This window comes from Vreelandella sp. F11 (assembly GCF_042466685.1).
Lineage (GTDB): Bacteria > Pseudomonadota > Gammaproteobacteria > Pseudomonadales > Halomonadaceae > Vreelandella.
On the sequence record NZ_CP170448.1, the window covers coordinates 965,755 to 988,195 of the forward strand.

Genomic DNA, 22,441 nt, shown 5'->3' on the forward strand with positions numbered 1-22,441 from the left:
GAGAAGAAAAGCCTTCATCGCCATGCTAACGTTGAGCCGAAACGCTGGAGGAAAGCTCATGAACTCACTCAAACAGGCGGTTCAGACATATACCAAGCGCCACGCCGATAGGGATGGCTTGGCGTTAACCCTTGTGCCAGGGCTGCGAATGATGTGCGTTGAGGCGCCTACTGGCGATCTGCATTCGGTCTATAAGCCATTGGTTTGCCTGATTCTGCAGGGTGCCAAGCGTATTCTTGTCGGCAACCAGCAGAAGGTCTTGTCCGCTGGGCAGTCGGCGATTATCAGCGCTGATATGCCTGTGGTGGGTAGAATTGTGCAGGCAAGTGCGGAGGAGCCCTATCTAGCCGTTGCGGTCGAACTGGATAGGGCAATCTTGCGTGAGCTAGCCGCTCATATGGGGAGTGGCCATACCCAGCGTCCATCCGAGATGCAGACGCTATTCGCCGTAGACACCGAAGCCGAGGTGATTGACTGCGCATCACGGCTGATGAAACTGCTGGATCGCCCCGATTCAGCGCCGCTTCTTCGCCCAGGTATCATGCAGGAGTTGCATTATTGTCTGCTGTCAGGCTCTCATGGGGCCGTTTTACGGGATATTGCCGACCCGGATAGCTACGCGAGCCGCCTTGCTGACGCCATAGCACTCTTGCGAGCCGAATACACGTCTCGTGTGTCGGTGGAGCAGCTAGCGGCGGAGGCTGGCATGAGTATCAGCTCGTTTCACAAACACTTCAAACACATGACCTCGCTAACACCGGGCCATTATCAACAGCGGCTGCGTTTGATTGAAGCGCGCCGCCTGATGTTCGACGAGGGGAGCTCCGCGAGCAATGCTGCCTTTGAGGTCGGTTACGAGAGCGTATCGCAGTTCACCCGCGAATACGGTCGTCTTTTCCAAACGCCGCCGAAGCGTGATGCTTTGCGCTACCAGAAATCTCTCCAAGCGGTTGATGGTGATATTTCTGAATCGCAACGAATAGGCGCGTAAGTTAAGGCAATACATAGCGGGAGTTGCTAGTCAACAGGCCCTAATTAAGTCACTTCATCCCTATCCGCAGATAGCGCTACCTCCTTATATGTTTCGAGCGACTCAAGCCGCTCTTTTAGCGCATGGCTAATGGAGTCATAGGCCGTGCTGCCTAACGTAATACGCAGCGGTGGGTTCGGCATGTCGGTTATTTTAATGATGGCATCAACGGTATTGCCTGCATCGCCTTTAATGGCCAGGGCGCCTGAAGCCAGTGCTCTACGCAGCGCGCCTGCTGGGGTATCTTCATAGATTGGCGTCGTGAATGTGCGATCCAGCCCTTCAGCAAAGTGGGTGGCAGTGGGGCCCGGCTCGGCGATAATGAAATCAATACCGAAAGGTGCGACTTCCTTAGCCACGGATTCGACAAACCCCTCGATGCCCCACTTCGTGGCGTGATAAAGGCTGAAGCTTGGATAGGCGATCTGGCCGCCCTCTGACGATACCTGAACGATGCGGCCGCCCCCTTGTTCGCGTAGATACGGCAGTACGGCACGCAGGAACTGGATAGAGCCTGTGAGGTTAGTCGCGATTTGCCGCTCAATCTGTTCATCGCTGGCTTCTTCGGCAGCGCCAAAGAGCCCATACCCCGCATTGCTGACGACCACATCGATTCGACCGAACGTCGTGAACGCTTGCGAAACAGAATCTCTCATCGTCGGCGTATCTGTCACGTCGAAGGTCAGTATCTGCAAACGATCTCCATGCAAGGCGAGCAAGTCGTCCAGCGACCCCTTGCGGCGTAGCGTTGCTATAACGCGGTCGCCGCGTTCAAGCAGCCGTTCAGTAAGCAAGCGGCCGAGGCCGGTGGATGTGCCTGTGATAAGCCAGGTTGTAGCCATGAGATAACTCCTAAGTCATTCATCAAGTGTTGCAAGACAAAGGCTAGGGCAGTAACACTGGTAAGAGAATACTCATCAATTGGCATGAGGAGGTGAAAGTAATTCACCAATGAGTAAGCCAACGCTAACCGACCTCAAGGCGTTTCAGGCCGTGGCGGAACATCGCAGCTTTCGCCGAGCAGCCGACCTAATGGGGGTGAGCCGCTCTTCACTCAGCCACACCGTGCGCACGCTTGAGCAACGGTTGGGTACTAGACTGCTGCACCGAACCACACGTAGCGTCTCGCTGACCGAGAGCGGCGAGCGGCTGTTATCGCGGCTGAGCCCGCTATTGAACGACTTGGCGTCCATCCTGGAGGATGCTTCCAGCGCCGAAGGAAAAATCACGGGGCGGCTGCGTATCAATGGCAGCGAAGGGGCCGTGCGACTGTTGCTGCAAACCGTGGTGCCGCGCTTTCTTGCCCTTCATGAGGGCGCCGAGCTTGATCTCGTGGCCGAGGGGCGGCTGGTGGATATTGTCGAGCAGGGGTTTGATGCGGGCGTAAGGCTGAGAGAGGCGGTTCCCCAGGATATGATTGCCATCCCCGTGGGGCATGAACTGCGTTTTCTTGCCGTTGCCTCCCCTGACTATCTACGTGGCCGGGTGGCACCAACGACACCGGACGACCTGGCCTTTCACCAGTGCATAAGGCAAAGGCTGCCAAGCGGTAAACTCTACCGCTGGGAGTTTCAGCAGCACGGTCAGGACGTGGCGGTAGATGTGCCCGGGGCGCTGACCTTGGACAGCAGCCAACTGATGGTGGAGGCCGCCGCGGATGGTTTGGGGATTGCCTATGTGCCAGAGTCCTATGCACACGCCTATTTGCGCGATGGAAGGCTGGTCACCGTGCTGGAAGCCTGGTGCCCACACATCACCGGGCTGTGTCTTTACTACCCCAATAACCGGCATGTGCCGCCCAGCCTGCGGACTTTTATTGATCTGCTACGAGAGTTGTGGCCTTGAGATTGCAAGTGCTCTCTGAGGGCATCCAGTAACCATTGGCCACCATTCCATGAGAACTTCTTATGGAAGCCTAGCAATGACCTTGATTTCAAAGTCGAATCCCGCCAGCCACGTCACGCCGACCGCCGTCCAGTTAGGGTAAGGTTTTTCCGGAAAAGCACGCGCCTTGGCTTCCAGCCAGATAGGGAATTGGGCTTCCGGCTCAGTATGGAAGGTCGTCACGTCGACGATATCCTCGAAGCTTGCACCCGCTGCTTCCAGGACACTCTGTAGGTTGTCGAAAGCAAGCTGCACCTGAGCGGCGAAGTCCGGCTCGGGCGAGCCGTCTTCACGGCTGCCGACTTGGCCCGATACGAACAGTAGATCGCCGGAGCGAACGGCAGCAGAATAAGCGTTCTGTTCATAAAGCACCTGGCGGCCTGGTGGGAAAACAACGTCACGTTTAGTCATGTGAATCTCCATCAATAGGTCGAAGTCGACCCTTTATCTACGATGGCGTCACTTTAGGCTGTCATTAGAGGTGGATAAACGGCGAATTCTGTTCAACATTGTTTGTATATTTCAAACAATCAAAGGTGTTTAGCGCTCTCATGGATCGTTTTAACGCAATGCAGGCTTTTGCTCGGGTCGTGGAGACGGGCAGTTTTACCAAGGCAGCTGAAACACTTCACATGAGCAAAACCAGCGTGACGCAGTTGGTGCAACAACTAGAGGCACGACTACGGGTAAAGCTGCTCAACCGTACCACGCGCAAGGTGAACGTAACGGCTGACGGCGCCGCCTATTACGAGCGCGTTATCAAGCTTCTGGCTGATATAGATGATGCTGAAACCAGCCTGTCCAACGCATCCGTTTTGCCTCGCGGCCGACTAAGAGTGGACGTCCCCAGCCCTTTTGCACGCATGATTCTAATTCCAGCCCTGCCCGCATTCCATGCCCGCTATCCCGATATTCAACTCGATATGGGGGTGAGTGATCGCATGGTGGATTTGATCGGTGAGAGCGTGGACTGCGTGGTGCGTGGCGGAGAGCTTACCGATCTATCGTTGATAGCGCGTCGCGTGGGCGACCTAAGGCTCGGTGTTTACGCCGCACCGGGCTATCTGGAGAGAGCTGGTGCCCCTTCACACCCACAAGAGCTGTCGCTCCCGCCTCACTACATCGTTGGTTTTAGTTGGGCACGTTCTGGTTTGGCTTTTCCCTACGCCCTGCACCGCAATGCAGAGCGTATCACCGTGCAGGGGCGCTATGTGATCTCGGTCGACGATGGGAACGCTGGGCTGGCAGCAGGCCTGGCGGGTCTCGGCGCAATTTGGCTCCCGGATTACATGGCCAAAGAGCACGTATCGCGTGGCGAGCTGGTACGCTTATTTGAGGGTTGGCACCTGGAGCCGATGCCGATGTACATCGCCTTTCCACCGAACCGGCACGTCAGCGCGAAACTTCGCGTATTTATCGATTGGGTCGTAGAGTTGATGGCGCAGCATGCGCCTATTATTGATCGGCAGGCATAGACGCACTAATGGATAAGCGAGTGGTTGCGCGAGGGTGCGTCGGCCGCTCTGCCATAATTCTCCCCAGGCGCTCCAGAGCCAATTCGAGCCGCTCAATCAAGCCTTCCAGCAGTACACGGCGGTCAGCCGGCACGTCGCCGTAAGTCTTTATCGCCTCATCCAACTGCTGGCCTGCTTCACGAATCCCTTGGGGCGCGCGTCCGTTGGCGCTCTCTTCAAATCCGCTGGCCAGCGTGCGTAGCAGGTGCTGATGCGCCTCGCGGATTCGCGGGTGCGGTGCATCATCCAGCCGATCACGCAGGCGCAGCGTGGCGGTGCCTACATCCAGCCCGGTCAAGCCAAGAATAAACAGGTGGCGCTGGTCTTCGGGCAGCATGTCGTCGTGCTGGGCCAAGTGAAGAATCCGATCCGCCATATGGCCGCTGAAGCGGGTTTCGGCATCGCGAATCGAGCGCCGCGTTAGTTCATGAATGTCTGTGGAAATGGCGTTGATCAACCGCCGCCGTCTAAGGCGCGTGCCTAGCCCCGGCAGCAGACGAAAGCCCATGACCACGCAGCTAAGCCCGATCACCACGGCCACCACCCGGTTGGTGAAACTATCGAATGAAAAATCCATACCGTTGCCGGGCATGGTCAGCAGAATATTGAAAATCGTAAACGCCAGGCAGTACCCCATCGTGGCCGGGTTAGTGGCGCCCAATAATCCCAAAAAAAGCGGCGTACCAAAGATAAGTGCCAACAGGGGAAAGCCGTTGGCCTGGGAAAGCAGTACATGGCCGAACAGAAAGGCGCTGGGAATCGCTGCCAGCATGCCTTTGTAGAACATCATGGTGATCGCGAGGGGGTTGTCTCGGCTGGCGAAGAAGGCGGAAAACAGGGTGCCCAGCATCATCGCGATCATGGCGCTCTGCCAGGCGGTGACAATCCAAAAAGTCGCCAGTAGCGAGAATACCAGCCCCGAGCGTATAGCGTTGATACTCGCAGCGAGGTGGTCACGGTGCCAGGCCAGCGGCGACGAACGCAGCGTGTGGCTAGCCGGTGAAGCAATCGCTTCGCGGGCGTCGAGCATCACCATGGCGTGACCAATCGATTCACGTAGCCCCAAGCGCAGGCGCCGGTCGAGCGGGGCCAAGCTACTCTCATCATCGTTTTCAAGAACCTGATGGCGTAATCCTTGAAGCGCTTTTCTGGCCTCGGCTACGCCTTTGACATGTTCGGCATCGCGAAAACCTTGGGCGACCTGCCCCGCGAGTTCGATACTTTGCGGGGAGAGCCGGTCGGCGTGGTCGTGCATCAGTTGATGCAGCGCCTGCAGGTTGGCAAAAAAGCGCAGCGTGCGGCGCGTTAATACGTGGGTTGCGCGCACTCGGCCGGGGCCTACCGGGCCTTCAAAACGGGCGGCCTGGCTATCGGTTTCCAGCAGGGTTAATGGCCCGAGGCTACTGCGCAGGGCTTTCTGCATCGCCGGGATATCGTCGCTGGCTTCCAAGCGCAGGGCGGCATGCTCAAAAGCTTCGTTAATCACGCTGTCGGCCTGAGTCGCCAAGTGCGTTCCTACATGGGTTGGCCACAGCAGCGAGCTAACCAGCATGGCACATAGTGCGCCAAGCCCCAGTTCAGTCAGGCGTGCCACGGCGATATCAAAAATCCCGGCGGGCGTGCTACCGCTGGAAATCACCACGATCAGCATCGCGGTCACCGCCGCCATCAAGCAGCCGTAGGTGTAGTTATTGCGCCACAGCGAACCTACATAGGTACACAACATAATCCAGCCGGTTAGCGCGATGAGCGCGGGAACGCGAGCCTGTGCGAACAGCGCCATAATCGCGATGCCTGCCACGGCGCCAATAAAGGTGCCAACCAGCTGGCAGATGCCTTTCTCGACCACCATGCCGCTCATGGGGCGAATCTGCAGAAACGCCGCCGACATCAGCGCCCAGTAGGGGCGTTCAACGTCAAACCAGAGCGCAACATAGAGGGCGAGCATCATCGCCAGGGTGGTCTTGATGGCAAATTTGACCGCCGTGGCATTGGGCATTAAATAGGTGCTAACAAACGGCGACATAGGTTACTCAGGCTGCTCGGCAGCGTTTTCGGCAGGGCGTACACGCACGGTCGCTGTCATGCCGACACTCAGCAGCGTTTCATCAGGAACCTCATCGAGTGAAATACGCACCGGAATGCGCTGCGCCAAGCGCACCCAGTTAAAGGTGGGTTCCACCTGGGGCAGCAACTGCTGGTTTAGGGTTGTATTGCTGTCGGCGATGCCCCGGCCAATACCGACCACTCGCCCATCCAGGTGAGTGTCGCCGTTCATCAGAATCACATCTACTGGGTCGCCCACGTTGATTGAGCTCATTTTGGTCTCTTCAAAGTAGCCCACCACATAGAAGGAGTTCTCAGCAATCAGCGCCATAACCGGCGAGCCGCGATTGACGTAAGTACCCGCGCTAAGCTGTACGTTGAGTATGTAGCCACTGACGGGAGCGGTTATTTGGGTGCGCGCTAAATCAAGCTGGGCACTGGCCAGCTCCGCCTGGGACTGTTGTAAATCGGCTTCGGCAATCCGAGAGTTGATCTGGGCGATCTGCTGGTTTTCCGCGCTGATCGCACGATTGTTACTCAGCTGGTTACGCCGACTCTCTTCGGCACGATTGAGTTCTAATGTCGCCTGGCGATGCTCGACCGTTGCCTGAGCGCTGTCGACCGCCGCCTGATAGCGCGTATTGTCGATGGCAAACAGCGTATCGCCCTGGGCAACATAGTCGGTATCGGCCACTTCAAGCGTGCGCACCCAGCCTGAAACATCGGGGGCAATAGTAACGACTTCGGCGTGAACCCGAGCGTCCCGAGTCCAGGGGGTGTAAAGGTAGTAGCGCCACAGCCAAGCACCAGCGGCAATGGCTATGGCGACTATGATTAAAGTGAGCACAATACGAAGCGAAGGGCGCATCAGCGATTCTCTCAAGGGCTATCTCAAAGGGCTGTTTCAAGGGCTATCTCAAGGGCTTTGAAGCAACACAGTAAACAGGAAGGTAGTGGCTGCTGTAAAAATGACAAACAGCGAGATATCGAACCAAGCCTCGTACCAGAGCGCGTACTCGCCCGCCACCCAGTGCAGCAGCGAGCGAATAGTCAGCGTAGCAATAAAGCCAATGAGCGCGTAGATCAGTAGCGGGCTTAAATAGATGCCACCAACGGCGATTTCTTGAAGACCCATAACAACCTTAAGTGGACTAGCAGTACGAAAATTTAACCACAGCCGGGAACAAATCAGCCGACAGTATAGTGAGAATAAACATAGATTGCCTGGAAAGGGGAACCAAGTGTCATCACTTTAGGGGTGACACTGATGGGGTGCGTGTTTAACCCCGTTGCGGCTGTGTTAAAGTGCTATGACGTCGATTCTCCTTTATTTTCGCTGAATAGTTGATCACTGCCCTTGAGAACAGCCCGTGAGAACAGATAGCCGCCTCTCTCGCATGCTGCATGTGCTGCTGCACATTGCCCGAGAATCTCAGCCGATTACCTCCGAGCAGATTGGTGCCATGCTAGGCACCAACGCTGCCGTCGTTCGACGCACTATGGCCGGGCTTCGTAAGGCGGGGTATGTGAAATCTGAGAAGGGGCACAACGGCGGCTGGCGCATCGCCTGCGATTTGCATAGCGTAACGCTGCTGGATATCCACAACGCCGTAGGCGGGCCGCGGATTTTCGCCATTGGCACGGACCGTGATAACCCGGACTGTGCGGTAGAGCAGGTGGTGAATGCGGCGCTTTTTGATGCCATGCGCGAAGCGGAAGCGCTGCTCATAGACCGCCTGGGAGCAGTCACATTGGCTGAGCTAGCTGAACAGTTTGATGATATTGCGACTCGGAAAGGCTACCAACTGCCGTCGCCTTAACGCTTTACTATCTGCCTAATTCATTCGAACCGTCGTTGTTAATATTGTCATTGACCGCTATGCGCCTTTTATTGTATCAATAAAAGATACATGATATTGGTTTGTTCACTCTTGGCTTGTAAACGCTGGGCGCAATAGGAGGTAGGGTAATGAATTTTGATGCAGTCATTATTGGCGGCAGCTACGCAGGCATGGCAGCAGGGTTACAGCTCGCCCGTGTGCGGCGGAAAATAGTGCTGGTCGATGCAGGACAACCCCGCAACCGGTTTGCCTCTCACTCCCATGGGTTCTTAACTCAGGATGGGGCCTCGCCTGCGGAGATAGCAGCAGAGGCCCGTAGCCAGTTGATGGAGTACCCAACGGTTGAGTGGCGCACGGGGCAAGTAGAGGCGATAGCCGGGCAGGTGGATAACTTTTCTGTCGCGCTGGCCGATGGCAGCACCTATTCAGCACGACGCATCATTCTGGCCGCTGGCGTTACCGATGAGCTTCCAGTGTTGCCGGGGCTCGCCGAGCTATGGGGCAAACACGTTTTCCACTGCCCCTACTGCCACGGCTATGAACTGGGCAAAGAGGGCATCGGAGTGCTGGCCACCTCAGAGCTTGCGATGCACCACGGCTTGATGCTGCCCGACTGGGGCGCAACCACACTGTTTCTAAATGGTGCCTTTGAGCCCAATGCCGAACAGCTGGCGCAGCTTAAGGCGCGCGGCACCCAGGTAGAGTATGGCGCAGCGGCACGTCTTAGTGCGCAAGCAGAGGGCGTTGAACTAGTGATGCAGGATGACCGCGTGTTTCCACTGAAGGGTTTATTTGTTGCGCCACGCATTCACCTTGGCTCGCTGGTAGTGCAACTAGGCTGCGAACTTGAGGAGTCTCCCATGGGTAGTATCGTCAAAACCGATGCAATGCAGGCTACTTCAATCCCCGGCGTGTTCGCCTGCGGCGACGTAGCGCGTGCTGCGGGCTCTGTCACCTTTGCTGTAGCCGACGGCGCCATGGCGGGGCTCTCTACCCATAGAACGCTGATGTTTGGCATTTAACACTTGAAGTCAGGCGTCAATATGTCAGTTACCTCTCAATTAGTTAAATTAGAACTATGCTTTAGTATTAGTGTCGTACTTGCCAACTCTTAGGTGGTTGGAGAAGGCGTTTGTTAATCAAAAAGAAGAAAGCTCGTTCTCATACCGAGGATCGTTGCCTGGCACTGGTACTGGCGACGGCTGCAGGTATTCTCAATGCCATGGCGTTGGGGGCTTTTGGGTTTCTCCCTTCGCATATGAGTGGCAACGCCTCGCAAATGTCGACTGAAGTGGTCAGCTCCGATACCTATGGCTTGTTGTTTTTGGCAGCCCTGCTCTCGGCATTCGTGATAGGTAGTACGCTCGCACGCGTTGCTGTGGTCGTGGGGCAGAAGCTCAGAACCATCTTCTGCCTGATTCTCTTGGTGGAAGGCGTGGCATTGACGGCGGTGTCGGTGTTTGAACTGCTGTTTTATTCGACACGCTTCAACGAGGAAGTACTGATAGCCCTGGGCTTCTTGATGGGGGTACACAACGCGACGTCAACGCAACTCTCAAACGGTCGGGTGAGGTCGACTCACGTAACCGGCACCCTAACGGATGCTGGCATCGCGTTAGGCTCGTTCCTATCGTCCTTGGTGGCACGGGGTGAGGCGACCGACCGCCGTGCTTGCCGAAAGCAACTCTATACGCATTTGACGACGATTTTTTCATTTCTGACGGGGTGTGTCGTCGGATTTGTGTTGTTCAATTTGTTTGGTTTCAAGGCAATGCTGGGACTGGGGGTTGTTTTGATGATCGTTCCCTTGAGCGCAATTGTTATCACAGTGCGTACGGCAAGTAAGTTGATGGACGCCAGAAGAGCCTAACGGGTAGTGACGTCTCATCGCCGGTCGCACAGTTATGACTCACTAAATTGCAGTGGCATCCCCGGTGCCCTCTGCTAATAGCCTGCCTATGGCATTAATGTTGGGTATTTACCAAAAGCGCCAACTGTACTAATGCCCCTACTGCAGCGATAGCCCCCGCGCTCACCGCTAATGTCGAAACGGGCAGGTGTAAGGCAAGCAAAACGCCGCCACTCGCCGCCCCCATCGCGCTGCCTAAATAGAGCGCCGATTCATTGAGTGCGACGGCTAGGTTACCGTCGCCGTGGGTTTGACGTGTACGGATGAGTTCGTTGTTTTGTGGTACCTGAAGCGCCCAACCCACGGCGCCCCAAAGCGCAATTGGCAGTAATGTCAGCAGAGGATGAATGGATGCTGCAAAGGGCAACGAGATGAGCGCTATAAAGAGCAGCAGCATAATCGCCAAGGTAATTACCGGGCCGTTAAATTTGTCGACCAATGGGCCAATCAGAAAGCTGCCCACGACGCCGCCAGTTCCCCATACCCACAAATAACCGGTAATCGACTGAACAGCGCCTGAATCGGTGGCCGCCATAAAAGGGGCGATAAAGGTATACATGCCCAAACTGGCAATGGCGCCTAACAAAGATACCGTCAGAATGGCTATCGCATGAGGGCTTCTCAAAATAGCCAGTTTGCGAGCAAGAGTCAGCGCTTGAGCGGATGGCAGCGCAGGTAGTTTTGCGTGAAGCCCGCCGTAGGCGATGATGCCGAGTACTGCGATAAGCCACATCGCTGACGCCCAACCTAAACGCTCGGCCAGCAATAGGCTGATCGGCACACCCAATACCGTGCCACTTGCCATGCCACCCATAATGATGGCAATCGCTTTACCACGCTGCGATTCGGGCGTGATGGCGGCTGCGGCGGCAATGCCCATAGCAAGATAAACCCCGGCGCCCACGCCTGCGACCGCTCGCCATATAGCGAGGGATATAAAGCTAGTGGCCAGCGCGCTGGCAATGTTAGCCACAATAAAAACAGTCAACGCCACTAGTAAGCCCCAGCGTTGATGATGGCCGGGCAGGAGTGCCACGACGACGGGGGAGCCTAAGCCATAGGCCAACGTAAACGCCGTGACTAACTGGGCCGCCTTGGCGGTAGAGACACTAAAAGCGTCGCCAATAAGTGGAATAAGCCCAGCGGTCACATAAGAGGCCATCCCCAGCGCAAATGCCCCCAGGGCTATTAAATAAACCGATAAACGAGACTGATCAGCCATTACGCTCTCCATGTTAGATAAGGATCGAAAAATCACCGCTAGTTCTGCCAGCGAGAGGCTATTCTGGAGAGGCTTTTAAGGGGGTACAATTTAACTGTTTATGCTATTACTAAAAGTGATAAGTTATTAAAGGTAATAAAATGACTGCTGCCCGAACGCTAACTCGAACGCGGGAAGACTTGGCTGCGTTTCTACGCAAGCATCGCGAGAAAATTGCTCCGGAAGCGGTGGGGCTGCCTCGTGGCCGTCGAAGGCGCACGCCTGGGTTAAGGCGCGAAGAGGTCGCCGCTTTAGCGGGCGTGGGGCTGACTTGGTATACCTGGTTGGAGCAGGGCCGCGATATTAGTGTATCGGCGGCGTTTCTGGACAACTTATCCAAGACGCTCAAGCTGGATGCGGCTGAACGCCGCCATCTGTTCTTGCTTGCCCATCAGCGGCTACCCTCTGAGCTAGGCAAAACCTGGTGCAGCGTGCCGCCGCTGGTGCAAACCTTGATGGACGACCTGCCCACCCGGCCTGCCTATATCCTTAACTTGCGCTGGGACGTGCTGGCCTGGAACGCTGCCGCTGATAAGCTGTTCAGCTTCTCTGCCCATACACCTGAACGCTGCAATATGCTGTGGTTGTTATTTACCGACCCTGCCATGCGTCAGCTGTTATCCCCCTGGGAAGAGCAGGTTTGCCAAATGCTATCCAGCTTCCGACGCGACTTTGCCCGGGCGACCGAAGATCCTGCCATAGAGGCATTGGTGGAAGAGCTAACCAAAGTGGCGCCTGAGTTTAAGGCATGGTGGAAAAATCAGGAGGTCAACGCGCCCTGTCAGGGAGTGCGTCATCTTTATATTGAAGTGCTTGGTTCTGTAGCGCTTGAACACACGTCGCTCACTGTTGATGAAGAGCGGCATCTGCGGCTGGTCTACTATGCCCACAAAGGCACCAATAGCGAGCAGCGGGCTTTTAATGAGTGGGTGGCGGGTTAAATAATGTTGTCTAAGAGTGCAATGTAAGGTGGGCACCGATCTGCCCGAAGGATCATGGCGTGGGTAAAAGACAAACAAGGTGAAAATTGGCTTTGCATTGAAATCCAAAGAAAGGGGGAATGTTTACCGTTGACGCTAGTGCTCTTGTGGCATGCAATGGATAAGCTTAGATCGCCCTTCACCTCTGCAAATACTTCCCTGGTAGCTGTTCTACTAAAAACTCCATAAACAGTCGAGTGCGCTGGGAAAGCGTGGTTTGGCGGTAGTACACAGCATTGACGGCTTGAGTCTGCAGTTGTGTGCAGTCGGGTAATACATCTACCAGTATGCCGTGGCGACGGGGGGAGATGGTCATGAAGTCGGCCAAGCAAACAATACCTTCTCCCGCAATGGCCAGCTCTATCAGCGTGCTGCCGCTGGAGGCCGCCAGCGATGGCGTGATATGTAATAGTTTGCCGTCGGCGCGGAGTAGGGGCCATTGATTGAGATGATCTAGCTGGTTAAACCCCAGCAAGCTGTGCTGTTGAAGATCTTCAATATTTTGCGGTACGCCGTTGCGTTCAAGATAGGTAGGGCTGGCAAGAAGGCGCAGCGGGCTATGGCCGAGTAAGCGTGCGTGCAGTGATGAGTCCTCCAGGCTGCCGATGCGAATGGCCAGATCAACCCGCTGCTCGAGCAGGTCGACAAAGCGATCATGGGTATCCAGCTCCAGCGTAATGCCAGGGTAGCGGGCGCGGAACTCGCCAATCACCGGCACAATCACGAACTGCATAAAACTGGGGGCGGCGTTAACTCGCAGCCTGCCTTGGGGCTGGTTGTGGCGATCCAGCATTGCCTCTTCGGCTTCTTCAACGGCAGCCAGAATATGGCGGCAGTGGTTTAGAAACGTTTCGCCCTCTTCGGTAAGTTCCAAGCGGCGCGTTGTGCGACGTAATAGCGTGGCGCCAAGTTTTTGCTCCAGACGGTTAAGCGTACGGCTAACCCCGGAAACGGTCATGCCAAGCCGCTCAGCGGCGCCGGTGATAGAGCCGCTATCCACGACTGTCACAAATGCTTTCTGTTCTTCAAGGGTGGTTTTCATAAATTGCTTTTCATAGCGCTGCCGTTTGCCTTAGTGAGTGTTTAACATTGTTGATTTAAAATCAAAAGAGTCTTGCTGTTACGTCGCTTCTTTTTCCGCGCTGTTACTCCCACAATACGCGCCATTAACGTCAAACCTACACGGTTAGCTTTGATGATGAACCTCTTTGGGAGAAAGCGTGAGATGAAGATTCTACTGATTAACGGTGGCAAGGCGTTTGCCCACTCTGGCGGCGAGCTCAACAATACCCTGCATGGCGTGGCAGTGAGTACGTTGCAGGAAATGGGGTATGAGGTGCGCGAGACGGTGATTGATCAAGGCTACAATCTTGAGACCGAAGTGCAGAACTACCTATGGGCGGACACCATTGTGTATCAGATGCCTGGCTGGTGGATGGGCGCGCCATGGATCGTCAAACGTTACATTGATGAAGTGTTCACAGAAGGCCACGGTTCACTCTACGCCAGCGATGGCCGCTCGCGGCAAGACCCCACTAAGCAGTATGGCAGTGGCGGCTTGCTGCAAGGGCGCCGCTACATGCTGTCGCTGACATGGAATGCCCCTTTGGAAGCCTTCGACGAGCCGGACAATTTCTTTGAGGGGCGTGGTGTGGACGGTGTTTATTTCCCATTCCACAAATCGCAGGAGTTTATCGGCCTAGAGGCATTGCCGACCTTTATCGCCAACGATGTGATGAAGATGCCGGATGTCGATCGCGACAAAGCGGCTTATCGTGCCCATCTTCGCCAAGTACTTGGCTAAACTGCTTGGCTTAACGTAGTTAATTCGGACAAGCCCACCTCGCGAAGTGGGCTTTGCTTGGCTGATTTATCTGACCTAGCGATCCCGATCCAAGCTTTGCACCGTCAAATCCAGCGCTTTGTACATATCCAACCGGGCGGAAAGGCCGATATCCGGGTGATTCAGCTCGTTGGCCCGCTCCGATGGCAATATCGGCGCAGTTAGATCATCCGCATCTGTCGGCTCGAAATCGTACTCTTCACCGATCGTCATGGCGCTGCGGCGAAGCAGCATGCGTAACTGCGCCGGGGTAAGTTCTGGGTCAATTGACATCATTGCCGCTAATAGGCCGGCCACCAGCGGGGTCGCGTAGGATGTTCCGCAATGGGCTTCGCCTTGCTCACCTTCGATTAAAGAAGAGCCCCGCACACAGGCCGCTGCGGTGATATCCACACGCATATCGATATTTGACGCGTTACGTTTGACCACATAGCGGGGGTCGTCCACCTGCACATCTTCATCGCTGCGCTCATGCCCACCCACGACAAACAGTTGGTCGGTAATAAAAGAAGAGGGCAGGCGATAATCGTCACTTCCCGAAAATGACGACGCGTTGCCTGCAGAGTTCACGACCACTACATCGGGGTGTTCGCGGCGCAGCCATAAGAAGAACTCTTCGAGCAGTTCTTCGTAACCGCTCATGGCGATGCCGGAACGCACCAGTGAATCGATTTCCTTCCCGTTAACGTCGATTGCCCCTACGCGGTGAATTCCCCAACTCCAATTGAGTACGCGTACTCCGTCCTCTACCAGATTGACTGAAGCAGCAACATTCGCCGTTATGCCTGCATCTGAGTTGCGATCCACAATCACGTCGAAGCCAGGGCCCACATCGTCCAACCCGCGTAAAAAACCACTATTGCCGCCGCCATTCCAGGCTGCGGCATATACCCCAGCGACCGTTGTGCCATGCCCATCGGGCTTAGCTGCGTCGCGGGCGTAAACGCAGGTTCTAGACGACCCAGTGCGACAGTTACCCAGGTAATCGGTAAAATCCGGCGCGTCGAAGTCCACCTCTCGCTCGATAACGCCAATACGCATAGGCTGCGTCTCGATATCCCCGCCGTGGCCCTGACGTGATAAGCGGCGCTGGTAATAGTTCACGGCATCCAGAAAACGATTCGACGCCCACTCCTGATTATCTGCAGCGGGCGGCTTTTCCGTTTCGCTCTCAATGCTCTCTTCTGCCCCCGACTCTTCGACCACCACCGCATCCACGCTCACTTCGCTGCCTAGCCTAAGTACCAGCGCGTCGCGCTCTTCCAGGTTGCTGGCGGGCAAGCGCAACTGATAGGTATTGAGCGGTGGGATCATACCGACGACTTCGGCGTCGTACTTCTCTGCCAAACGCTGGGCCTCCTCGGCACCGTCGTGGCTCTCTTCAATAATCAGGCTGATCAGATCCACGTAGGTGGTGATGCCATCCATGTTCTTCGCCACCTCTTGATCGGTGGCGGCTACTACGTGGCTGCCGTTAAGGCTGAGCCAAACCGGGTTGCTGGACTGCTCACGCTGCTCAAACCACAGTGGGCCGCTTTGCGCATCAGCGCTGCTGATGCTTACACGCACCTGGTCGTTGTCGCGGGTGATGTCATCTGGCTGAAGTGCTGTACCGTTCAGCTTTATCTGAAAGTCGTTGTTCTCAAGCCCACTGACGCGAAGACAGAACTCCTGCATATCCAATTGCAGTAGATTGCCACAGCGCTGCAGTTGCTCGATGCGCAAAGGCTGTTCTTCGTTTGCAGACTGCTCAGCAACCGCGGTAGATCCGATCAACATTAATGCCAGCGCTGAAACCAGCCGCCCAGCACCCAAATACGTTGCTGCCATATGACTACTCCAAACGCTATCCGATTGATTGCACACAGCATAAACGCATTAGCTGAACAGAACATGAACCCATTTGGTACGAAAGGGTATCTATTGAGGCTTTAACGGCTAAAACGATAACGCAGTTTAGGCAGGGAGCGGGCAACAGGCGGCAGGCGGGTGGCCATAATCAGCGCAGCCATAGCGGCATACATTGCCCACTCTTGCATATCGGCGCGCACCACCCAGAAGAAGTGCAGCAGCACCAGCCCCAAAATGGCGTAGGAGAATTTGTGCAGCGGCTTCCAGCGTTTGCCTAGGCGCTTCATCGACCACTTGTTAGACGTCGCTCCCAGCGCGGCAAGGCCGATCAGCGCAATCATACCGACGATAATATACGGGCGCTTGATGATCTCACTACCCAGCAATGCCCAGTTAAGCCCCAGAATAAACAACGCGTAACTGAGCATATGTAGGGTGGCGTAAGCCAGCGACCAAAGCCCTAACTGGCGCCGGATCAGCGCAAAGCCTTTCCAGCGGGTGAGCTTGGTCAGTGGGGTAAGGCTAAGGGTGAATAGCAGCAACCACAGCGCGCCAATGCCGATATTCAATAGCAGGTAGCGCCCCGGTTCGGGGCCTGCGGCGTTATTCGCCACCTGCCAGCTCCAAAACAGTAGCGGTGCTAGCGCCGCCAGAAATACCGCGACGCGCCAGGCTAGCCATTTGTGCTGCGTTGCCATCAGTAGTTCTTCCTCAAATCTAACCCCGCATACATCTCGGCGACTTCGTCGGCGTAGCCGTTAAACATCAAGGTATCGATGGTGTTGGGGTTGAACAGGCTGTTAGGCAGGCGCCGCTCGGTGGCTTGGCTCCAGCGGGGGTGGTCTACCTCTGGGTTAACGTTGGCATAAAAGCCGTACTCATCGGCGGCAATCTGCTGCCAGGAGTTGACCGGCTGCTCTTCTACCAGCGAGATGCGCACAATCGATTTGATACTCTTGAAGCCGTACTTCCAGGGCACTACCAGCCGTAGGGGCGCGCCATTTTGGTTAGGTAGTTCGCGGCCATACATGCCCATGGCCAGCAGCGTTAGCGGGTGCATGGCTTCATCCAGGCGCAAGCCTTCCACGTAGGGCCAGTCGATGATTGAGAAAGAGGAGCGCTGGCCACGCATCTGATCCGGGTCTACCAGGGTTTCAAAGCGTACGTACTTGGCTTTGCTGGTGGGGTCGGCGCGCTTGATGATTTCCGCCAGCGGAATGCCCAGCCAGGGGATGACCATCGACCACGCCTCGACGCAGCGCAGGCGGTAAATGCGCTCTTCAAACTGCGAAGGCTTGACGAAGTCCTCTAGGGCAAAACGCCCACCGTTATTGACTTCGCCATCGACTACCACACTCCATGGCTCTGTTTGTAGGCTACCCGCATGGCGGGCGGGGTCGCCCTTGTCAGTGCCGAACTCGAAAAAGTTGTTGTAGCCACTGGCGTCATCAAAGGGGGCGATTTTATCTTTGTCTGGATCGCTAGGGGTAATGGCCCGCCATTGGGTCTCGCTGATTTTCTCCTTTAACCAGGCTGGCGCATCGCCTTCAGGCACGTCCGAGTAGTCGGCGTTGGCACGGGCGTGACCGGATAGGGCAAGCCCGGCACCTAGGCCTGCCACACCGCCCATAAAGCGCCGCCGGGAGAGGTAGATAGATTCCGGCGTGACATCGGATTCGTGTAAATCACTCGGTTTGGCAATCTTTATTAGCATTGGGTGTCTCCACTAAGGCCTTTGTGGGTAGCATATGGGTGAATGCAGCATTCGATATTAATGGGTGTAGTAAGTTCGCCAAAACTTACACAAAACCCTTACGTTTTAAATTGAGCCGGTCGGGGTAGCTTGATTGCCCCTTAGGTGAACTGTTGATAAGGAGTTCGTGTTCAGATGATCGAAGCCCGGGGATTGACCCGTATTCCTCTGCGTAATGCCGTCTTTGTTGCCTGCCTGATTCTGCTGTTGGTTTCGCTGGTGGGGGTGGTGTTCTCTTTAGCATGGCTTTGGGGCGTGGCGATCTTTGGCATGCTGGCTGGGCTGGGGCTTTATGATCTACGTCAAACGCGGCGAACTGTGAGCCGTAACTATCCTGTTCTGGCCCATTTTCGCTATGTTCTCGAGTCTATTGGGCCGGAAATACGCCAGTATTTTATTCAGTCCGATCTTGACGAACGTCCATTTTCCCGTGAGCAGCGTGCCGTTGTATATCAGCGTTCTAAAAATGAGAGCGATAAAAAGCCTTTTGGCTCGCTACTGGATATGTATCAGCCGGGGCATGAGTGGATCAACCATTCGCTCCTCCCTTACGCTATTGAAAACGCGGACTTCCGTGTGCACGTTGGCGGCAGTCATTGCAGTCAACCTTACCTGGCAAGCGTACTGAATATTTCTGCGATGAGCTTTGGTTCGCTTTCGAGCAACGCCATTGAAGCGCTTAATGCAGGGGCGTGTAAGGGTGGTTTCTATCACGACACTGGGGAGGGGTCGATCTCCCGCTACCATCGCAGGCACGGTGGTGATTTGGTCTGGGAAATAGGCTCTGGCTACTTTGGCTGCCGTCACGACGATGGCTCGTTTAACGAGGAGCGCTTTGCCGCCAACGCCTGTGACGATCAGGTGAAGATGATCGAAATCAAGCTTTCCCAGGGCGCTAAACCGGGTCATGGCGGCATACTGCCAGCGGCCAAGGTAACTGCCGAAATTGCCGAAGCGCGGGAAGTGCCCATGGGGCAGGATGTCATTTCCCCTGCTGCTCACTCGGCCTTTTCGACGCCGTTGGAGTTGATGGGTTTTATTGCCCGCCTGCGTTCACTTTCGGGTGGTAAACCGGTCGGCTTCAAGCTGGCGATTGGCCACCCCTGGGAGTGGTTTGCGATCGTAAAAGCCATGCTGGAAAGCGGTGAGCGGCCTGATTTTATAGTTGTGGACGGCGGCGAAGGGGGAACCGGCGCGGCGCCGCTGGAGTTTATTAATCGTATGGGGGTGCCGTTAACCGAAGCCGTTACGCTGGTGCATAACACCCTGGTGGGAGTCGGGCTACGCGAGGAGATTCGTATTGGTGCGGCGGGCAAAATCATGTCCGGTTTTCACATCGCCCGAACCCTGGCGCTAGGGGCGGATTGGTGCAATTCGGCCAGGGGGTTTATGTTTTCACTGGGCTGTATTCAGGCACTTAACTGCCACTCCGACAAATGCCCCAGCGGCGTAGCTACGCAAGACCCCAATCGCAGCCGCCATTTGGATATTGCCGATAAAACATCGCGGGTCTACCACTTCCACCGTAATACCTTAAAAGCGCTGGCGGAAATGCTGGGCGCCGCAGGCCTCAGCCATCCTAGTGAACTGGGGCCTGAGCACATTATCCGACGTGTCTCGGAAAACGAGATTCAGTCCTACGATCAGATATTCACTTTCTTAAAACCCAATGAACTGCTCAATGCAAAGTGCGAGCACACGGTATTCAAGCACTATTGGGAAAATGCCCGAGCCGACTCCTTCCAGCCGCCTGCGCAGATTGCTCGGCTGCGCTTTACTAAGTTGGAGTGATTGTGGCGCTTAGCCTAGATTCCTGTGTTTCCACTGCGCTGTTTAGAATGGAGCCCCCATGGCCTCTACCCGCTGTGAACTGATATTACTGATTGAGCAGGGAGTGATACCGCCTGAACAGATGACGCGCGCAGTGCAAGCGTCTGGGTTACACCCTTCTCCCCGCGCCTGGGCGGTGTTTATTGATCGCCTGCTGCTGTGGCTAGGCGGCTTGGCGCTGGTCTTCGCGGTGCTGTTTTTCGTGGCTTACAACTGGGCAGAAATGGGGCGCTGGCTGCGCTTTGGGATGGTGCAGGCAGCAATGGTGTTGGCGGTGGGCATCGCTGTTTGGAGCAAAGCCACTCCTACGGTTAAGCGGGTAGCACTAACGACTGCTTCGCTGCTGGTAGGCGTTCTGCTGGCGCTATTTGGGCAGGCCTACCAAACCGGTGCCGATCCTTGGCAACTGTTTTTTAGCTGGGCGGTGCTGACGCTGCCCTGGGTATGTGTGGCGCGCTTTGAGCTGCTCTGGGTGCTGTGGCTGGGGTTACTTAATCTGGCTATTGGGCTCTATTTTCGTACCTGGGGAGGGCCCTTTGGCGTTTTGGCCAGTAGTGAGGCCGCGCAGTGGGGGCTCTTTATACTCAACACCCTGGTCTTGGCAGCCTGGGAGTGGGGCGCCCGTTTCCAGAACTGGCCACGGCAGTGGGCGTTACGCTTGTTGGCGCTAGGCAGTGGAGTGCCGATAACGCTGTTAATGATGACGCTGATCGTCGATTCAGGCCTCTCGTGGTCGCCAGTGCTGGCGGCTTACCCGCTCTGGCTGGCCGCGCTATATGGCATTTACCGCTACTGGCGGCCTGATCTGTTTATGATCGCAGGGGGCTGTATTTCGCTGTTAACAGTGGCCACGCTACTGCTTGCTAGGCTGTTGCTCTGGGAGGGTGATTGGCAGGAGGGAAGTCTGATGCTGATCGCCATCGCGGTGCTGGCTATGGGCGCGGGAGCGGTGGTTTGGCTGAAGCGGCTGCATCAGGAGATGTTCCAGTCATGAACAGCATTAATGATTTAAAAGCCAGGCTGAGCCAAGTGGGTATTGCTTTACACGAGCCAGCAACCCCTGCACCGCTGGAAACACCCTGGTTTGTGCGCGTGCTGCAGGCGTTTGCTGGCTGGCTGGCGGCGCTGTTTCTACTCGGCTTTATCGCCATGGGCGTGGTGTTCGTGGTGGAGAGCCCGGCAGGATCGTTAGGTCTGGGGATGGCGATGATCGGCGCGGCTTATGGGCTATTTCGCAAAGCTCGCAGTGATGTGCTTGAACACTTGGCGCTGGCGGTGAGCCTGGCTGGTCAATTGCTAGTGGCTTGGGCAGCGATAGAGTTCTGGAGTGAATCCACTTATCCACTTTGGTCACTGCTAGGATGGTCACTATTTGGCTTGCAGGCTTTACTGGCACTGGTAATGCCGAGCCTCCTTCACCGCACGTTTTCCACCTGTGTCGCCAGCTTGGCGCTTTATATGGCGCTAGCGATGAGCGCGATGGCGTTATTGGCGAGTGGGCTCGTGCTGTTGGCGCTGACGCTACTCTGGCTAAATGAGTTTCGTTGGCCTGGGCGTATTCGGGTCGTACAGGCATGGGGCTATGGTTTGTTATTAGGCCTGTTGGTGATGCAAGGATTGGCGCATAGCGGCCAGCCGTTAGTCTTCTGGTTTGACGCCCATAGCGCCTGGGGCCTGGCATGGTTGGCCCCTTGGTTGAACGCCGTGCTGGTAGCGCTCTCTCTGGCGCTGCTGCTGTATAAAGTTGCGCAATCCAAACCTCATTGGGCTTTCTATCTAAGCCCGATCGCGTTGCTGTTGTTCAGTTTCTATGTGCCTGGCGTGGGGCAGGGTCTGGTCGTTGTTTTGTTAGGGTTTGCGATAGGCCATCGTCTAGTGATGGGCCTTGGGGTATTTTCGCTGCTGGTGGGCATTGGCAGCTATTACTACTGGCTCGACGCGACGCTATTAACCAAGGCGCTAACCCTGCTGGTTATCGGTGGCGTGCTGCTCACACTACGTTTGGCGCTACACAAGTGGTTGAGTATAGAGAGAAGTATGTCGTCGCCTTCTGAGGGAGGGGGCGTTAAATGATATTGAAAGCCAAGCGCAATCGTTGGATCCTACTCATCGCTACTGTGGTCGTGCTGGCAGTGGTGAACGGGGCTATTTGGCAGAAAGAGCGCCACCTGGCAGAGGGTGAAATCGTTTACCTGGAGCTTGCGCCAGTCGACCCGCGCTCATTGATGCAGGGCGACTATATGGCGCTGAACTTCGCGCTAGGAAACCAAATTCACAACGCACTGTTTCAACAAGATGAATCTCTGCCATTAACCAACAAAGCAAGCAACGGCTACGTAGTTGTGCGCTTGGATGAACAGCGTATCGCCCACTTTCAGCGCTTGGATGGTGGTGCCTCGTTAGCAGACAATGAACGTCAATTGCGCTACCGGCTGCGCAGCGGTCAGGTACGCTTCGCCACCGATGCGTTCTTCTTCCAGGAGGGCCACGGCGAGCGCTACGAGGCTGCCCGCTACGGGCAGTTTAGGGTGAATGACCAGGGCGAGCCGCTGTTGGTTGCTTTATACGATGATGAGCTTAACCGGTTAGGCGAAATAACTAAGTGATGCCCGCCTTAACGCCCCTACGCCTTGCACCTTCAAGCAAGGTAGGCTGTACTTTGTCCTCCCACTGACACGGATTGCCCAGTAATAACGCTG

General features: G+C 55.8%; 22 protein-coding genes. 12 read left to right on the top strand and 10 right to left on the bottom strand.

Translation table 11 applies throughout. From position 1 onward, the window contains the following. Positions 1–58: 58 nt before the first annotated feature. Positions 59–991, top strand: a complete 933-nt coding sequence (locus ACFIOZ_RS04425) for an AraC family transcriptional regulator (RefSeq protein ID WP_386082486.1) — start codon at positions 59–61, stop codon at positions 989–991. A gap of 44 nt (positions 992–1,035) precedes the next feature. On the opposite strand, the gene ACFIOZ_RS04430 is transcribed toward ACFIOZ_RS04425, so the two are convergent. Then, on the bottom strand, positions 1,036–1,872 hold the full coding sequence (locus ACFIOZ_RS04430) for an SDR family oxidoreductase (RefSeq protein WP_386082487.1): 837 nt from the start codon (positions 1,870–1,872) through the stop codon (positions 1,036–1,038). A gap of 109 nt (positions 1,873–1,981) precedes the next feature. Here ACFIOZ_RS04430 and ACFIOZ_RS04435 point away from each other — a divergent pair, with 109 nt between their 5' ends. Then, complete coding sequence (locus ACFIOZ_RS04435) at positions 1,982–2,875, top strand: LysR family transcriptional regulator (protein WP_386082488.1); 894 nt, start codon at positions 1,982–1,984, stop codon at positions 2,873–2,875. Between the two features lie 60 nt (positions 2,876–2,935). Here ACFIOZ_RS04435 and ACFIOZ_RS04440 read toward each other — a convergent pair whose 3' ends face one another. Further along, a complete protein-coding gene (locus ACFIOZ_RS04440) occupies positions 2,936–3,325 on the bottom strand; it encodes a RidA family protein (protein WP_386082489.1) in 390 nt (129 codons plus the stop codon). 140 nt (positions 3,326–3,465) lie between these two features. Between ACFIOZ_RS04440 and ACFIOZ_RS04445 the strand changes: the two genes are divergently transcribed. Then, a complete protein-coding gene (locus ACFIOZ_RS04445; protein ID WP_386082490.1) occupies positions 3,466–4,389 on the top strand; it encodes a LysR family transcriptional regulator in 924 nt (307 codons plus the stop codon). On the opposite strand, the gene ACFIOZ_RS04450 is transcribed toward ACFIOZ_RS04445, so the two are convergent. Genes ACFIOZ_RS04450 through ACFIOZ_RS04460 form a run of 3 tightly spaced genes read right to left on the bottom strand, consistent with a single transcriptional unit; the run spans position 4,370 to position 7,609 of the window. After that, entirely contained in the window at positions 4,370–6,454 is a 2,085-nt protein-coding gene (locus ACFIOZ_RS04450) for an FUSC family protein (RefSeq protein ID WP_386082491.1), read from the bottom strand. The two genes, ACFIOZ_RS04445 and ACFIOZ_RS04450, sit on opposite strands and share 20 nt — an antisense overlap. 3 nt (positions 6,455–6,457) lie before the next feature. Continuing rightward, on the bottom strand, positions 6,458–7,342 hold the full coding sequence (locus ACFIOZ_RS04455) for an efflux RND transporter periplasmic adaptor subunit (protein ID WP_386082492.1): 885 nt from the start codon (positions 7,340–7,342) through the stop codon (positions 6,458–6,460). 48 nt (positions 7,343–7,390) lie between these two features. After that, positions 7,391–7,609: a DUF1656 domain-containing protein gene (locus ACFIOZ_RS04460; protein ID WP_386082493.1), complete on the bottom strand. Its 219-nt coding sequence runs from the start codon at positions 7,607–7,609 to the stop codon at positions 7,391–7,393. Between the two features lie 235 nt (positions 7,610–7,844). Between ACFIOZ_RS04460 and ACFIOZ_RS04465 the strand changes: the two genes are divergently transcribed. The 3 genes from ACFIOZ_RS04465 (at position 7,845) to ACFIOZ_RS04475 (ending at position 10,185) form a co-directional block, all read left to right on the top strand. Next, positions 7,845–8,294 carry an Rrf2 family transcriptional regulator gene (locus tag ACFIOZ_RS04465; protein WP_386082494.1) on the top strand — a complete coding sequence of 150 codons (450 nt, stop codon included), beginning with the start codon at positions 7,845–7,847 and terminating at the stop codon, positions 8,292–8,294. A gap of 149 nt (positions 8,295–8,443) precedes the next feature. Continuing rightward, positions 8,444–9,337, top strand: coding sequence for an NAD(P)/FAD-dependent oxidoreductase (locus ACFIOZ_RS04470; protein WP_386082495.1), 894 nt, complete (start codon positions 8,444–8,446; stop codon positions 9,335–9,337). Between the two features lie 110 nt (positions 9,338–9,447). After that, positions 9,448–10,185 carry a YoaK family protein gene (locus tag ACFIOZ_RS04475; RefSeq protein WP_386082496.1) on the top strand — a complete coding sequence of 246 codons (738 nt, stop codon included), beginning with the start codon at positions 9,448–9,450 and terminating at the stop codon, positions 10,183–10,185. A gap of 94 nt (positions 10,186–10,279) precedes the next feature. Here ACFIOZ_RS04475 and ACFIOZ_RS04480 read toward each other — a convergent pair whose 3' ends face one another. Then, a complete protein-coding gene (locus ACFIOZ_RS04480; protein ID WP_386082497.1) occupies positions 10,280–11,446 on the bottom strand; it encodes an MFS transporter in 1,167 nt (388 codons plus the stop codon). 140 nt (positions 11,447–11,586) lie between these two features. On the opposite strand from ACFIOZ_RS04480, the gene ACFIOZ_RS04485 reads away from it, so the two are divergent. After that, a complete protein-coding gene (locus ACFIOZ_RS04485) occupies positions 11,587–12,426 on the top strand; it encodes a helix-turn-helix transcriptional regulator (RefSeq protein WP_386082498.1) in 840 nt (279 codons plus the stop codon). Between the two features lie 178 nt (positions 12,427–12,604). On the opposite strand, the gene ACFIOZ_RS04490 is transcribed toward ACFIOZ_RS04485, so the two are convergent. Further along, complete coding sequence (locus ACFIOZ_RS04490) at positions 12,605–13,507, bottom strand: LysR substrate-binding domain-containing protein (RefSeq protein WP_386082499.1); 903 nt, start codon at positions 13,505–13,507, stop codon at positions 12,605–12,607. Positions 13,508–13,690: 183 nt separating this feature from the next. Here ACFIOZ_RS04490 and ACFIOZ_RS04495 point away from each other — a divergent pair, with 183 nt between their 5' ends. Continuing rightward, complete coding sequence (locus ACFIOZ_RS04495; protein ID WP_386082500.1) at positions 13,691–14,269, top strand: NAD(P)H-dependent oxidoreductase; 579 nt, start codon at positions 13,691–13,693, stop codon at positions 14,267–14,269. A 75-nt stretch (positions 14,270–14,344) separates the two neighbouring features. Here the strand turns inward: ACFIOZ_RS04495 and ACFIOZ_RS04500 are convergent, their stop codons facing one another. The 3 genes from ACFIOZ_RS04500 to msrP form a co-directional block, all read right to left on the bottom strand. Next, entirely contained in the window at positions 14,345–16,138 is a 1,794-nt protein-coding gene (locus ACFIOZ_RS04500; RefSeq protein WP_386082501.1) for a S8/S53 family peptidase, read from the bottom strand. A gap of 101 nt (positions 16,139–16,239) precedes the next feature. Beyond that, positions 16,240–16,857, bottom strand: coding sequence for a protein-methionine-sulfoxide reductase heme-binding subunit MsrQ (gene msrQ, locus ACFIOZ_RS04505; protein ID WP_386082502.1), 618 nt, complete (start codon positions 16,855–16,857; stop codon positions 16,240–16,242). Further along, positions 16,857–17,873 (bottom strand): protein-methionine-sulfoxide reductase catalytic subunit MsrP, encoded by a 1,017-nt coding sequence (gene msrP, locus ACFIOZ_RS04510; protein WP_386082503.1) that lies wholly within the window; start codon positions 17,871–17,873, stop codon positions 16,857–16,859. Before msrP ends, msrQ begins: the two co-directional genes overlap by 1 nt. A 174-nt stretch (positions 17,874–18,047) precedes the next feature. Here msrP and ACFIOZ_RS04515 point away from each other — a divergent pair, with 174 nt between their 5' ends. Genes ACFIOZ_RS04515 through ACFIOZ_RS04530 form a run of 4 tightly spaced genes read left to right on the top strand, consistent with a single transcriptional unit; the run spans position 18,048 to position 22,348 of the window. Then, positions 18,048–19,703: an FMN-binding glutamate synthase family protein gene (locus ACFIOZ_RS04515; RefSeq protein WP_386082504.1), complete on the top strand. Its 1,656-nt coding sequence runs from the start codon at positions 18,048–18,050 to the stop codon at positions 19,701–19,703. A 58-nt stretch (positions 19,704–19,761) separates the two neighbouring features. Next, positions 19,762–20,736, top strand: a complete 975-nt coding sequence (locus ACFIOZ_RS04520; RefSeq protein ID WP_386082505.1) for a DUF2157 domain-containing protein — start codon at positions 19,762–19,764, stop codon at positions 20,734–20,736. After that, positions 20,733–21,815, top strand: coding sequence for a DUF4401 domain-containing protein (locus ACFIOZ_RS04525; protein WP_386082506.1), 1,083 nt, complete (start codon positions 20,733–20,735; stop codon positions 21,813–21,815). The genes ACFIOZ_RS04520 and ACFIOZ_RS04525 overlap by 4 nt, the downstream gene beginning before the upstream one ends. Then, on the top strand, positions 21,812–22,348 hold the full coding sequence (locus tag ACFIOZ_RS04530) for a GDYXXLXY domain-containing protein (RefSeq protein ID WP_386082507.1): 537 nt from the start codon (positions 21,812–21,814) through the stop codon (positions 22,346–22,348). Before ACFIOZ_RS04525 ends, ACFIOZ_RS04530 begins: the two co-directional genes overlap by 4 nt. Positions 22,349–22,441 lie beyond the last annotated feature (93 nt).